We start from the raw sequence: 12,052 nt of genomic DNA, 5'->3' as shown, positions 1-12,052 counted from the left end.
TAAAAAATGACCATTCCTCGTATAGCCAGCTATCCGATGCCACAAGCCGATAGCTTTCCAGTGAATACCGTAAACTGGCAGCTTGATAGCGCTAGAGCAGTATTACTCATTCATGATATGCAACAATATTTCCTAGATTTTTATGATCAAAGCCAAGCACCGATTCCTACGTTATTGCAAAATTGTCGAAAGTTAATAGATTTTTGTCATGCTGTAGGCATTCCGGTGTATTACACTGCGCAACCTGGTGATCAAAGCCCAGAACATCGCCAACTATTGACTGATTTTTGGGGGGCGGGCTTAGCGGCTGATGAAAAATTAGTTCGCATTATTCCGGCACTGGCACCAAGCAATCAAGATGTTTTATTGGGCAAATGGCGATATAGCGCCTTTAAAAAAAGTGACTTTGAACAACAGATAAAAAGCAATCATCGTGATCAGTTATTGATTTGTGGTGTATATGCTCATATAGGCTGCTTACTGACAGCTGCTGAAGCTTTTATGTTAGATATCCAAGCATTTTTAGTCGGTGATGCACTTGCAGATTTTAGTTTGGATGAACACCACATGGCATTGAATTATGCTGCGAAGCGTTGTGCCAAAGTGGTCGATACTATTGCTGTGATTGAAAATAGCCATGCCAGAGAGTCAATATGAAAACTAAACCATTGGATATCGCGCAAATACGTCAAACAGTTGCAACGCAACTGAATATCGATGTCGAAGAAATTCAAAATGATGATGATTTGTTTATGTTGGGTTTGGACTCCGTGAGTTTAATGACCTTGGTTAGTGTATGGCGTGAGCTTGGGATCAATATTGAATTTCAAGATTTGGCTGAAGCAGCAACCATACAAGATTGGTCACAAAGATTAAATCGATAATCTATACCGCCAGAATTGATGAGCGCATGAGATGAGCTTGTTGGATTGAGGCTTTCTCTTCAGCGCTGCGCTTATCTGAACAGATCTTTGTCTATCATTAGATTTAAAAGTGTGGATCTCTATGAACTTAGAACATTACTACTCATCACAACAATGGGAAAAAATTCAGAATTTTTCTGCATCAAAAACCAGCCCTTTTTTAGTGGTCGATTTGGATCGTATCCAGTTTAAATATGATGAGTTAACACGATGTTTTCCAACTGCAAAAATTTTTTATGCAGTAAAAGCCAATCCGGGTGTTGAAGTTATTCAAAGACTAAAAGACATTGGTTCCAATTTTGATGTTGCGTCGGTTTATGAATTAGACCGTGTGATTGCAAGTGGTATTGCACCAGCACGTATTTCCTTTGGGAACACCATTAAAAAAGCAGTTGATGTGAAATATGCATATGCGCAGGGGGTACGTCTCTTTGTGACAGATGCACATGCGGATCTTGAACAAATTGCAGCCTTTGCTCCAGGTTCAAGGGTATTTGTGCGTGTATTAGTCGATTCTGGTGACACCGCAGAATGGCCATTATCCAGAAAATTTGGTTGCGATACCGACATGGCGGTGCAATTGATGGTGAAGGCGCAGCAATTAGGTTTAAAGCCTTATGGCGTTTCCTTCCATGTTGGCAGTCAGCAAAAAGATGTGACGGTGTGGCGTACCGCAATTGATACGGTTAAAACGGTTTTTGAACGTTTAGAAAATCAATATCAGATTAAACTTGAATTAATGAATATGGGGGGAGGTTTTCCTGCGCATTATTTATCAGACATTGACAGTATTCAAGCCTATGCGGATCAAATAAAAATGTACATCCAGCAAAATTTTAAGCGTGAAATTACGCTATTTTTAGAACCTGGTCGGTCATTGGTTGGTGATGCCGGTGTGATTGTTTCAGAGATTGTATTAATTGCCAATAAGTCAGAAAAAGATGCTAAGCGCTGGGTTTATACAGATGTTGGCGTATTTAATGGTCTGATTGAAACTTTAGGAGAAACAACTAAATACCCAATTTATACCCCGAAAATGCAATCACAGGCTGAACAGTCTAAAGTTATTTTGGCGGGTCCAACCTGTGATTCGACAGATATTATGTATGAGCAATCGCCCTATCAATTACCGAGTAACTTGGCAATAGGTGATCGTTTATATTGGTTAAGCACGGGGGCGTATACAACGTCTTATGCATCGGTTGAATTTAATGGTTACCCGCCACTCAGAACGTTTTATTTAGATTGAACCGGTTATTTAAACTGAAGCAGTTATTTAGATTGAACCGGTTATTTAAATTGAAGCGGTCATTTAGATTGAACTGATTATTTAAACTGAAGCTGAATAGCCACGCGATTTAGCGTGAACCAATTGTTTAAACTGAAGCAGTCATTTAGAGTCAACCGGTTGTTTAGAGTAATGCAGATTGATTAGTCTTTAAATACCGATGCAACTGTGCAGGTTAGCATTTTAAAGCAACGATTAAGGCATTGTCGTTGGATGCTCAGCATGTTGTTGTGGCGTAGTATCAGATGCTTTGCTTTCTATTTTAATGCTTAACGTATCATCTGGATTGTGACTATGAGCGATTGTCTCTTGCGCCTGATGATGCTCACTTGGACGATTGCTTTTCTCTACAGGATGTTGCGCGCTTGTTTCAGCTACAGGGGGGATTGGAGCGGACGTGGTTTTTGATGGTGTGACAGTGTGACTTGGTGGGTTTGTGCTTGACTTAGCTGTAGCTGTGGGAGATTGACTTGAGCTGTTTTTTGGTTGAGGTTGTTTCAACCATGAATAACTCACAGCTGCCAATAGCATAATAATCACAATCCCCCATTTGATACGGGTAGTATTACGCTGAGCATATTGCGGTGAGTTGGGTACACCATGTGTGAGTACAGAACTGGTATACATGGGAATAGATACGAATTCTCGCCCACAATTTTGGCATTCAAAGGCATTGGGTGTTGGATTGGGATATTTTTCAGGTTGGCTGATCATCGATCTAACTTGCGGGCTACTACAATAAGGACATCTAACGCGATCACCTTCTCGATGTGTTGTAGATTTTAGCGGCATTGAATGATTAAACTCCGTCATTTATCACATTTTGTTGTAAGGTTTATCATAGCAGAATGAATATTTAAAACATGGATTATTGCGGGAAATAGGCTTGTTGTTGGTAGATGATCCGATTAGGCATTTGCTTTATATGACCCGTCAATAACATTGTCATGATGAAACAATTGAGGTACATGCAAATTAAAGCAAAAGCAGATGTAAATAAAACGCTCTAGCTTTCGATCAGAGCTGTTAATCAGGGCAGTTAAATTGTAGAGACTATTTTCTCAATCGGGTGTAAATTGAAGGATTTGAAATTGAACAGCGGAGTACTACGTGGAGCTGCAGACTTTAGAAGACAAATATAACAGCTTTTTGAACAGCAAAGCCTATCAACAGAGTGGTATAAATCCTCAATACTTTAAAAGAAATGCTGATTTATCTAGATTGGCCATTATTGCTGATCATATGGTCTGTAATATATTATTTTTTAAAAATTATTTTCAATTAGCACAGCCTGATCATACGCAGATGGCGAGCAATTATGTCATTCTGGTGAATGATATTGAAGTAACGCTGAATATCAATAAGGCTCCCGATTTTCGGGATAAAGATGAATACCTGAAATGGCTTCATTCACAGATTAATATACACGGATGAATATAAGCATTAACCAGATAAGGGTTAAGGGCAGTTTTTATACGCTGATCGCTCAACTGGATAATGCAGGCTCTTCTAAACTGTAGGTTGATACTCGATAGTTTTTGTTGATCTATGAAACGATTGCTGATGTATGAAATGATAGCGGGAAATTCAGGTTATTATGGGTAAACATGTTTAAGGGGTAGCTAGATTGTGGTCACTAAAGTAAGTATGGTCAATAAAGTAGTTGCATTAAATACATTAATCGCGGTGAATAAAGTCATTGTCGTCGCGGCTATGCTTTATTCGAGCAGTATATTGGCTGCAATTGGTATTCCTGAAGATGGCAAGAAAATGACGATAACAGGTGTGGTGACTGAAGCCATTGCAACAGCACCGGATGTAGAACCGAGTTTTAAAGCGCATTATCTTCAACTTGATGAACCTATGGTATTTGAGGACGAAGGGGCTTGTGGCGAAATTACACAGCACAGAATCGCACTCAATGGGTTTAATCTGAGCTCATATCAAGCGAAAAGAGTAAGTGTTGAAGGCACTGTGTTTTGCCAACAGGAATATACAGGGCAATATCATTTACAAGATATAAAAATTAAGCTTCTGAAATAATCATGTTGGCAGCCTTGGCTCAATATATTGCGGCGTGAAAATACGCTTGTTATTGCACATCAGACCAAGGATGTCACTTGGGTTGTTTAGATATAAAGAATAGTTCAACAAATCCTAAAAAAATAATCGACATAATATATAAATTTGAACTCATTTCTAATCCAATTTTTTGGATGATCAATCCGATTAGAATGGCTGGAATACTAAATGCGAGGTAACTTTCTATATAAAATGCCGACATTAATGCCGCACGTTCATCTGGTAAAGCCAAAGGTGCAACAAATCGGATAGCGCCCATAAAACTCGTTCCAAAGCCAAAGCCAGCAATCAAGGCAGCTAAAAATAAAACAACAATATTGGTCCAGTGTATAGCAAAAAGAAGGCTAATATTACCCACAATTAAGCTGATTGTTCCTAATTTTAAAATGAAAATAGATGTATATTTACGGAGCAGGAGTATTCCAAGAGCACCAGATAATGTCATGATGCTAAAGGAAATCCCATTCAGCCAAGCGGAATGAATATCAAATGTTTGTTTTAATAATGAGGGCATGAGCGATAAAAAGAATCCGCTTAGCATCCATAATGCGATATTAATCGGACTTATACTCATCAATGCAAATTGAGCGCTTGCTGGTATGGCTATTTTAGGCTTGAATGAAGCGAAAATCCCAGATTTTTTTATCGTGGATTCTGCTGTGAAGCAGCTTAGAAAAAACTCGATGATATAAACTACAATAAAGATAACAAAAATATGTTTTAAGGGAAGATTGGAATATTGCAGGACTAAACATACTAAAATAACCTGAGTTCGACATAAAAAAAGTAGAAAAAAAGCCTTAATGTTTGTAACTTATTGGTTCTTAAGACAAAAGTTAAAACACAAGGCTTTTCTATGGATCATATTACTGAATTATTCTGTAAAGTGGATGATTTTTGCAAAATATTTAACGAATCTCTAGAGAAAGCTCTTATTCCTGAGCAAAATAAGCCAGTTCAAAAGTCAGCTTTAAGTTTATCTGAGATCATGACAATTGTTATCTTATTTCACCAATCAGGTTTTAGATTCTTTAAATATTTTTACTGCCACATGGTCATCCCTTTTTGGAAATCAGCATTTCCTAAGCTGCTGAGCTAGAATCGTTTTATTGAAATCATGCCACGTTGTTTACAAGCTTTGAGTAGCTTTTTTCATCAGGTTAAAGGAACTGATACAGGAATTAGTATTATTGATTCAACCAAACTTGTAGTTTGTCATAATCTTAGAATTAAAAGAAACCGCGTATTTAAAGGCTTAGCGAATCGTGGAAAAAGTAGTACTGGGTGGTTCTATGGTTTTAAATTACACATGGTTATCAATAACTTAGGTGAATTATTAATATTAAAGTAACATCAGGGAATATCCATGATATTGCTGTACTAGAGTCTTTAACCAAAGAATTAAAAGGCATTTTATTAGGAGATAAAGGCTATTTAAGCAAAGCTAAGACAGAGGCTTTAGCAGCAAGAGGATTAAAAATATTGACTCCATCACGTAAGAATATGAAAAACAAGCCACTCCGAACTGAAGAAGAAAAACAATTGCTTGGCAGAAGAGGATTAATAGAAACGGTGAATGATCAGTTAAAAAACTTACATCAACTTGACCATTCGCGTCATCGTTCTGTGAATAATTTCATGGTAAATATTATGGCTGCTGTAGTGGCTTATTGTTTAAATCCGAATAAGCCAACTTTCAAAAATATGCTGAAAGGTTGAACGTTTTTCATCGAACTCAGGTTAAAATAGCACCTGCAGTCATGCCTAACATTGGGGCAATGCTGTTAATTAAAGCGCCCCTGGTTTGGCTTAAATCTAGCAGTGCAGCGCCAATAGACGATACCGCAAGTGCACCAGCGATGCCTTGTATTGCTCTAGCGATAAATAGCATAGAAATATTTGTTGAGAACAGAAAAAATCCCATCGATAAAATCTGTAAGAAGATCGCGATTAAAATTGCTGGGCGACGACCAATGAAGTCAGATAATGATCCTATGATTAATAAGCTGAGAAGGAGTGAAAATGCATAGGTGGCAAAGATTAAGGTGAGTATAGCGGGGGAAAAGTGCCAAAGTTGCTGATAGATTTGGTATAACGGCGCTGGTGCACTCGCCGCTGCCATAAACGACATCATTGTGGTGGTCTGTAAGATCAGGGTGTGTTTTCTATTGAGCTGAAATATTGGATAAATAGTCGGTTGATTTGAGCCGCTCATGGAATTTTGATTCATTAAAAGCTAATATTTAGCTTTTATAACATTTTTTAAGTTGTTAACGCAATTTATTTGCTTTAGCTGTAGTTTATTTGGTTTGTTAAATTTCTAGGTAACTTAGGTAACATTGTCATATGTCAAAAGTGGTCACAGGATTACGCCCCGGTGGACGAAGCGCACGAATACAAGAGGCAGTTCACCAAGCTGTTTTAGCGTTACAGCATGAGGTCGATGCAGCACAATTGAATGTGCCAGCTATTGCCAAAAAAGCAGGAGTCACACCATCTACGATTTATAGACGTTGGGGGAGTCTCTCGGCACTTTTAGCAGATGTTGCTTTAGCTAAGCTGCAACCCGATGCTTTGCCTCAAGATTATGGTTCTTTTAAAGCTGATTTATATGCTTGGGTCGAGCAGTATTTTGAAGAATATACATCGTGTATCGGCTTGAGTTTATTGACCGATATTGCATCTGATCCTGATCATAGAGAGGAGTGTTATAGCCTGGTCAATCAGCAATTAAATGTCATTCGAGATCGGGCAATACAAAGAAAGGAAAGTTATATTGAAAATAGCATTATTATTGAGATGATCGTATCTCCAATTATTTATATGATTTTATTTTCAAAACATGATCTAGATATTGCATATGTGCATAAACTTTTAGAGAGGCTATGTAAATATCAAGGATTATTGACCACTACAGAACGATAACAACATAAGCATCGGGTGAATGCGTGCACCCGATGCTTAGTATTTCAGTTACGATGATGAGAAGGGTGATTTTCAAAACGGCGTTGATAGCCATACATGCCGAGGATGGCTATTATGCAAACAGGAACAATATAGTACATCGCACCAATTGGACTATAGAGGCTGAGCCATTGAATGATGGGGAGCGTTAAACCGCCAGCAATGGCATAAGCCAAATTATATGAAAAAGAAATTCCGGTAAACCGAATTTCTGCTGGAAACATTTTAACCAGAACATAAGCTACTGTGCCGACACTACCAGAGCATAAGCCCAAAAGCATATAGAGTATAAATAAGGTGCTCTGTTCACTATGATTGAGGTTTAAATAAAATAGAATACTACTGGCAATAACACAAAGTGCGCCCAGTATTAAGGTTTTGCTAGCACCAAAACGATCCGCCGCAAGCCCCGCCAAAATACAACCCAGCATCTGCATCAATATTGCCAGACTTTGCATCGTAAAAGCTTCAGCTCGATGGATGCCAAACTTCATGAATAAATTGGGCATTGCCAAGATAATCACAACGACACAGGCTGTTAAAAACCATGTTAAGAGCATGCCAATGGCAACCGCCGTTTTATGCTGTTGTAGTACTTGTGCAATAGGGAGGCTTTTGGCCAGACTTTGCTTGGCTTGCATTGCTTGGAAAATAGGTGTTTCTTTTAAATAACGGCGTAAATACATGGCAATTAAACCAAATATACCACCCACAATAAATGCGATGCGCCATGCCCAATCTTGAATTTGTATTTCACTAAACTGTTTGGAAATTAATAAAGACATTAATGCGCCAAGCAATATGCCCAAGGATAATCCTGCTGTCAGTAAACCATTGGCGAGACCAACCCGACGCGCTGGTACATGTTCTGATACAAAGGTCCATGCCGCAGGAATTTCCCCACCAATTGCAATTCCCTGAATAATACGCATGAGTAATAAGAGTAACGGGGCAAAATAACCGATTTGTGAAAAATTAGGTAATAGCCCGATGATTAATGTGGGCAATGCCATCAATAAAATAGATAGGCTAAATAATTTTTTGCGACCGAATAAATCACCAAAATGTGCCATGACGACACCACCCAAGGGTCTAAAAAAATAACCGGCTGCAAAGATTCCGTAGGCATTGAGTAAGGCCCAAAAAGGGCTTAGGCTGCTGGGGAAAAATTGTTCAGCAATGATCTGCGCATAAAAAACGTAAATCACAAAATCATAAAATTCCAGCGCACCGCCTAAGGAGGAAAGCGCCAAAGTTCGACGATCATGGGGCGTTAAGGCTGTGGTGTCTGGTACAGCAGAATGTTCGGTCATGAAATTGTGATAAAAGCTAGCGTTGTCATCATGTTACTTGATGCTTGAAAGTAAAGTAAATAAATTGTCGACTAAGGCGGTATATCTCCCAAACTTTAGTTTTAGTTTTAGTTTTAGTTTTAGTTTTAGTTTTAGTAAAGCTTCGCTTCCTTAGCTGGGGAATGTTAAGCTTATTGGTTGTTGGGCGTATATAAATCGGCATTGTACAATCTTGCTAGGGCGATGACGTGGTGTATCCGTCATATTGAGTGATACGCGAATGCTCCTCCAAAATAATCGAATTTTTCTGTTTATTTTCCATATATTGTTCATCATATTGTGATGGTAATTGAGCATAATATGCGAAAAGCTACGCCTGATTGGCTCATAGGCGTGTTGGAATAATTGATAATGTCAAAAAACTTGTGACAAATATGAGGCATATATGTCGGTTAAATTAATCGCAGTCGATATGGATAGTACTTTCTTAAGGACGGATAAAAGCTACGATAAAACACGTTTTTTACAGCAGTATGCCGCATTAAAACAACGTGGGATTTATTTTGTTGCTGCCAGTGGTAATCCACTTTATACCTTACAATATTATTTCCCTGAGATTGCCGATGAAATTGCTTATGTTGCTGAAAATGGCGTTTACGTGGTCGATGGCCAACAAGAATTAAATTTCAGTCATTTTGATAGCGAGCTTCTGCGGCTGATTTTAAATGATTTATATCCGGATTTTGCCGCATGTATGGTGCTGTGTGGCAAGCAACAAGCATTGATCTCAACTGCAGTAGCAGAACAGAGTTTAGCGAAGTTATCGATCTATTATAAAAACCTACAACGCTGTGAAGATGTATTGGCATTGCAGCAACCGATTTGTAAAATTACATTGAATACTAAAGCAGAACACGAAGCTGCTGTCTTGGCGCAACTGGCAGAAAAAAGCTATGTGCAACAGCATTTGGTTCATGTGGTATCGAGTGGCTTTGGTTTTATCGACTTGATTTTACCCAACAAGCACAAAGCCTATGGTCTGCGTTTTTTACAACAGAAGTGGGCAATTGATAGCGCGAATGTATTGGCAATTGGCGATAATTATAATGATTTGCAAATGGTACAACAGGCAGGTTATGGCTTTGCCATGGACAATGCGGTAGATGCCTTAAAGCAAGTGGCTAAATATCATGCGCCAAGCAATGATGAGGATGGTGTCTTGGCAGTGATTGATTGGGTATTGGCTGCTGCTAAGCCCTGGCCCTTAGCCACAACAGCCGAATCCTATTGAGGTATTGATGTTATTGCATTCTAAGTCACTATAAATGATATATTTTTAGTGACGTTTATCGGGGTGTTGCTGTGTTTTATGCCAACGTTGATCATACTGTGGACGCGGTGGTCGTTGCACGGCTTGTTGATGGTGGTCATGTCGATAGTAGTCATGTCGATAGTGCGGTGCTTTGGGATGATGTCGTACCGCAGGTGGTGGTGTTTTATGACGTGGCACATGCTGATAATGGCTCGGATGACTTTGATGTGGGCGGTCATCATAACGTGGCTGCGAGTGTGCATCGGGTGCCACCACACAGCCTGTTAATGCAGTGCTTAGGGTAGCCAATAACATTAATTTTTTCATTATCGTCGTACTCAAAAAAGATAATGCTGTTAGCTTAATGCAAGGCTGCATAGATTTATGGCATGCGTTGTTGTGAAATACTATCGAACTGTAGTCAGCCAGTAAGTGCGATGGGCAAATGTGAATCGATTATAATCAAGCGCTGTGCTTATAAGCTGATGATTCTCTAATGCTGATCTGACTGATGCTTATCAAGTTGAAAAACTATTGAATTTTTACATTTTTACCGGCTTGCCAGCATAAAAATAATTCTGCAACTAAAATAGCACTTAAGAGTAAAATCTGTTGATTCCAATCGATACCGCGTTGATAAAAATAAGCAATCCACAAGGGACCAATCGCAGCCATAAAGTAGCCTAGCATTTGTGCCATCACGGCCAATTTAACCGCAGTTTCGATATTGCCACTTTTGGCAATAAACAGATAAACACATAAGGCCGGTGCAGCACCTTGGGCAAAGCCTAAGCAACATGCCCAAAATACTTTGTGCGCAACAGCTCCGAATTGCACACCCAGCGTTCCCATTAGCGACAAGATAATAATCAAGACAATGAGACCACGATGATCGCGATAACGTGCTGCCCAAAGTGGAATACTAAAGCTTGCAAGCATGAGGCTGAGTTGAGACAGAGAGAAAATAAAACTAGCTTGCGCCTGATCAATCTGTTGTGCCATGAGCAGTGTTGGTAACCAAGGCAAAAATACATATAGATTTAAGGTTTGTAAGCCAAAAAACAAAGTAATCGACCACGCCATCCAGTTGCTATATACGCTTTTGGTCGATGATTGAGCTGCTGGGTGTGCAGCTGGTGGTGCTGTGGGCGAGCTGTCAGGGACGCGGCGTTGTGATAACTGTGGTAACCAAAAGATTAAAGCGACAAATGCTGGAAGCGCAGCACAGGCTAAGGTGATAAACGCGGCATCACGATCTGACCCAAAGACTTGAAATAAAGGAAAGCTCATACTGGCGCCGAGTACCGCACCTACCCCTAACATGAGTGCATAAATGCCCATCACCAAGCCGATGGATTGTGGCGGAAAACGTTTTTTGGCCAGTGCTGGCATGATGACATTCATGACAGCGATACCCGTGCTGCCCAAGATTGTACCCAGTATTAAACCGGTCTCACCAAAATAACGTACGGCACAACCAAGACTTAATAAGATTAATGCCCAGAATAAACTTTTTTCTTCGCCCAATTTTTGTCGAAACACTATGCCTAAATAACAACATCCTCCCAATAAGAATAAGGGCAGTGTAGTGACCAAGAGCGTGCTTCTAAAACTTAATTCAAGATTCTGTAATAAGGGTCCAACTGTGGCAAAAATTAATCGCAAATTTAAAGCAATCAGGATAAAACCGATCCATAATAATACATTCGAGAATTTAGATGGTCTGGTCTGAGGCGAGAGGCTTGTTGGTGTGGCTATTCTGACTGTGGTCGATGAAGCTGCGGTCGATGAAGCGATATGTTGTGTCTCTGACATGAAAAACTCCCAAGAATCATTGTTTTTGCATAATCAGGAGATATCGCTAGCATGGGCATGTTGAACACAAAATAAACAGCGCTGGTGCTGTATATATGCAGCTTATATATGATTTAGAATACGGTCTCTGTAAGTCAAATCATGCAAGTACACGATATACCCTGAACATGTCATCTGACTATACAAAGTGTATTGAAGAGGTTTTGTTCTAAGAATAACGAAATCGGTATTAAGATTGATGAATTCGGTTGTTTCACCAAGGACATTAAACATGAATAATGCGTGCATAACTGCGCAGGCTATGCTATGGGTAAATCATCAACAAGTGAGATAAAACAGTGCTGACAGATAAAACCCAAGTCAAAGTCAGCCGAAT

General features: G+C 39.4%; 12 protein-coding genes and 2 pseudogenes. 8 read left to right on the top strand and 6 right to left on the bottom strand.

Going from position 1 to position 12,052, the window contains the following annotated elements; all coding sequences use genetic code 11:
• Positions 1-6 precede the first annotated feature (6 nt).
• The 3 genes from BFG52_RS10830 to BFG52_RS10820 all read left to right on the top strand — a co-directional run bounded on the left by BFG52_RS10830 (position 7) and on the right by BFG52_RS10820 (position 2,172).
• Positions 7-657 (top strand): isochorismatase family protein, encoded by a 651-nt coding sequence (locus BFG52_RS10830; RefSeq protein WP_067555922.1) that lies wholly within the window; start codon positions 7-9, stop codon positions 655-657.
• Positions 654-884, top strand: coding sequence for a phosphopantetheine-binding protein (locus BFG52_RS10825; RefSeq protein ID WP_067555919.1), 231 nt, complete (start codon positions 654-656; stop codon positions 882-884). Before BFG52_RS10830 ends, BFG52_RS10825 begins: the two co-directional genes overlap by 4 nt.
• Before the next feature lie 121 nt (positions 885-1,005).
• Positions 1,006-2,172, top strand: coding sequence for a type III PLP-dependent enzyme (locus BFG52_RS10820; RefSeq protein ID WP_067555916.1), 1,167 nt, complete (start codon positions 1,006-1,008; stop codon positions 2,170-2,172).
• Between the two features lie 234 nt (positions 2,173-2,406).
• On the opposite strand, the gene BFG52_RS10815 is transcribed toward BFG52_RS10820, so the two are convergent.
• Positions 2,407-2,925 (bottom strand): hypothetical protein, encoded by a 519-nt coding sequence (locus BFG52_RS10815; protein ID WP_067555913.1) that lies wholly within the window; start codon positions 2,923-2,925, stop codon positions 2,407-2,409.
• A 396-nt stretch (positions 2,926-3,321) separates the two neighbouring features.
• Here BFG52_RS10815 and BFG52_RS17305 point away from each other — a divergent pair, with 396 nt between their 5' ends.
• Positions 3,322-3,645 carry a hypothetical protein gene (locus BFG52_RS17305; RefSeq protein WP_067555910.1) on the top strand — a complete coding sequence of 108 codons (324 nt, stop codon included), beginning with the start codon at positions 3,322-3,324 and terminating at the stop codon, positions 3,643-3,645.
• 195 nt (positions 3,646-3,840) lie between these two features.
• Complete coding sequence (locus BFG52_RS10805; RefSeq protein WP_157758107.1) at positions 3,841-4,254, top strand: hypothetical protein; 414 nt, start codon at positions 3,841-3,843, stop codon at positions 4,252-4,254.
• Between the two features lie 73 nt (positions 4,255-4,327).
• Here the strand turns inward: BFG52_RS10805 and BFG52_RS10800 are convergent, their stop codons facing one another.
• A complete protein-coding gene (locus tag BFG52_RS10800) occupies positions 4,328-4,867 on the bottom strand; it encodes an MFS transporter (protein ID WP_157758106.1) in 540 nt (179 codons plus the stop codon).
• A gap of 282 nt (positions 4,868-5,149) precedes the next feature.
• Here BFG52_RS10800 and BFG52_RS10795 point away from each other — a divergent pair.
• Positions 5,150-6,012: pseudogene (locus BFG52_RS10795) on the top strand (IS982 family transposase).
• 19 nt (positions 6,013-6,031) lie between these two features.
• Here the strand turns inward: BFG52_RS10795 and BFG52_RS10790 are convergent.
• Positions 6,032-6,508, bottom strand: a pseudogene (locus tag BFG52_RS10790) (MFS transporter); the annotation flags it as partial.
• Positions 6,509-6,639: 131 nt separating this feature from the next.
• Between BFG52_RS10790 and BFG52_RS10785 the strand changes: the two are divergent.
• Positions 6,640-7,218, top strand: a complete 579-nt coding sequence (locus BFG52_RS10785) for a TetR/AcrR family transcriptional regulator (protein ID WP_067555901.1) — start codon at positions 6,640-6,642, stop codon at positions 7,216-7,218.
• 44 nt (positions 7,219-7,262) lie between these two features.
• Here BFG52_RS10785 and BFG52_RS10780 read toward each other — a convergent pair whose 3' ends face one another.
• A complete protein-coding gene (locus tag BFG52_RS10780; protein ID WP_067555898.1) occupies positions 7,263-8,570 on the bottom strand; it encodes an MFS transporter in 1,308 nt (435 codons plus the stop codon).
• A gap of 424 nt (positions 8,571-8,994) precedes the next feature.
• Between BFG52_RS10780 and BFG52_RS10775 the strand changes: the two genes are divergently transcribed.
• Positions 8,995-9,840, top strand: a complete 846-nt coding sequence (locus tag BFG52_RS10775) for a Cof-type HAD-IIB family hydrolase (RefSeq protein ID WP_067555895.1) — start codon at positions 8,995-8,997, stop codon at positions 9,838-9,840.
• 45 nt (positions 9,841-9,885) lie between these two features.
• On the opposite strand, the gene BFG52_RS10770 is transcribed toward BFG52_RS10775, so the two are convergent.
• Both BFG52_RS10770 and BFG52_RS10765 read right to left on the bottom strand, forming a co-directional pair.
• Entirely contained in the window at positions 9,886-10,188 is a 303-nt protein-coding gene (locus BFG52_RS10770) for a hypothetical protein (protein WP_157758105.1), read from the bottom strand.
• A 204-nt stretch (positions 10,189-10,392) separates the two neighbouring features.
• Complete coding sequence (locus tag BFG52_RS10765; RefSeq protein ID WP_081408689.1) at positions 10,393-11,676, bottom strand: MFS transporter; 1,284 nt, start codon at positions 11,674-11,676, stop codon at positions 10,393-10,395.
• Between the last annotated feature and the right edge of the window lie 376 nt (positions 11,677-12,052).

Source organism: Acinetobacter larvae, from assembly GCF_001704115.1.
GTDB lineage: Bacteria > Pseudomonadota > Gammaproteobacteria > Pseudomonadales > Moraxellaceae > Acinetobacter > Acinetobacter larvae.
Note: the sequence above shows the minus strand (reverse complement) of the source record. Positions and strands in the feature narration are given on the sequence as shown.

Excerpts from the sequence above, each read along its gene's own strand:
- BFG52_RS10830 (WP_067555922.1), top strand. The coding sequence starts at position 7 with ATGACCATTCCTCGTATAGCCAGCTATCCGATGCCACAAGCCGATAGC.
- BFG52_RS10825 (WP_067555919.1), top strand. The coding sequence starts at position 654 with ATGAAAACTAAACCATTGGATATCGCGCAAATACGTCAAACAGTTGCA.
- BFG52_RS10820 (WP_067555916.1), top strand. The coding sequence starts at position 1,006 with ATGAACTTAGAACATTACTACTCATCACAACAATGGGAAAAAATTCAG.
- BFG52_RS10815 (WP_067555913.1), bottom strand. The coding sequence starts at position 2,925 with ATGATCAGCCAACCTGAAAAATATCCCAATCCAACACCCAATGCCTTT.
- BFG52_RS10800 (WP_157758106.1), bottom strand. The coding sequence starts at position 4,867 with ATGAGTATAAGTCCGATTAATATCGCATTATGGATGCTAAGCGGATTC.
- BFG52_RS10785 (WP_067555901.1), top strand. The coding sequence starts at position 6,640 with ATGTCAAAAGTGGTCACAGGATTACGCCCCGGTGGACGAAGCGCACGA.
- BFG52_RS10780 (WP_067555898.1), bottom strand. The coding sequence starts at position 8,570 with ATGACCGAACATTCTGCTGTACCAGACACCACAGCCTTAACGCCCCAT.
- BFG52_RS10775 (WP_067555895.1), top strand. The coding sequence starts at position 8,995 with ATGTCGGTTAAATTAATCGCAGTCGATATGGATAGTACTTTCTTAAGG.
- BFG52_RS10770 (WP_157758105.1), bottom strand. The coding sequence starts at position 10,188 with ATGAAAAAATTAATGTTATTGGCTACCCTAAGCACTGCATTAACAGGC.
- BFG52_RS10765 (WP_081408689.1), bottom strand. The coding sequence starts at position 11,676 with ATGTCAGAGACACAACATATCGCTTCATCGACCGCAGCTTCATCGACC.